This is a genomic window from Corynebacterium sp. KPL4035 (assembly GCF_037908325.1).
Lineage (GTDB): Bacteria > Actinomycetota > Actinomycetes > Mycobacteriales > Mycobacteriaceae > Corynebacterium > Corynebacterium kefirresidentii.
Genome location: NZ_JBBMGF010000034.1, coordinates 1 through 644, shown reverse-complemented (window position 1 = coordinate 644; position 644 = coordinate 1). Strand labels below are relative to the sequence as shown.

General features: G+C 57.3%; 1 protein-coding gene. It reads left to right on the top strand.

The features are described 5' to 3' along the window. Positions 1-144: 144 nt before the first annotated feature. Positions 145-516, top strand: a complete 372-nt coding sequence (locus WMP96_RS11705; protein WP_340433625.1) for a hypothetical protein — start codon at positions 145-147, stop codon at positions 514-516. Positions 517-644: the final 128 nt, after the last annotated feature.

Below are 644 nucleotides of genomic sequence, written 5' to 3'. Positions count from 1 at the left end.
TGTCAAGCCTAGGTGTTGCGTGTAGCGCGAGCTGGTGCGTAGGCTCAGTGGTGCAAGCAAAACAGTCCCCCTAGGCCTCTCGCTTGCCGGCTGGGCCTAGGGGGCTCGACGCCCCGTGAAAACGGAGCAGAAAGGAGCAGTTCAATGCTCAATTACAGTGTGCCACTGTACCTTACGCCTGTCTACCAGGCTCTTGAGGGCGCCCGGGTGCGCGCTGTGCCAGACGGCCCCGAAGAAAGAGATGGTGTACCTAAAACAAATACCCATTTTCCAGGCTGTAATGCGTGGAAAATTCAGGTCTCGCTGGTCATGAGCGAGGAGGAAGACGCGGACGGAGCCCTGGCACGCGAGGTCCGCCGACAGTCGATCACTGTCTGGGCTCCAGAGCGTCCAAGTGTCTCTGTCGGAGACAAAATTCGTATCACCGGCCTTATGGCTGGCGCGGTAGACGGGACCATTTTCCTGCAGGCCACAGGTATAGAACGCGTGGAGGAGACCACACATGAGCTCCTCTAATAGAAATGACGAGTTGGAGCAGCTACGCACAGCCGCTGATAATGCAGACGCAGCCCTGATCAGGGCTCTGCCATGGATAATCCTCCTGGCAGTGACCATAGCTGGATGCTATCTTCTCTTCTCTGAGC

Bases quoted from the DNA above. Each gene is read 5' to 3' on its own strand.
- WMP96_RS11705 (WP_340433625.1), top strand. From the start codon at position 145: ATGCTCAATTACAGTGTGCCACTGTACCTTACGCCTGTCTACCAGGCT.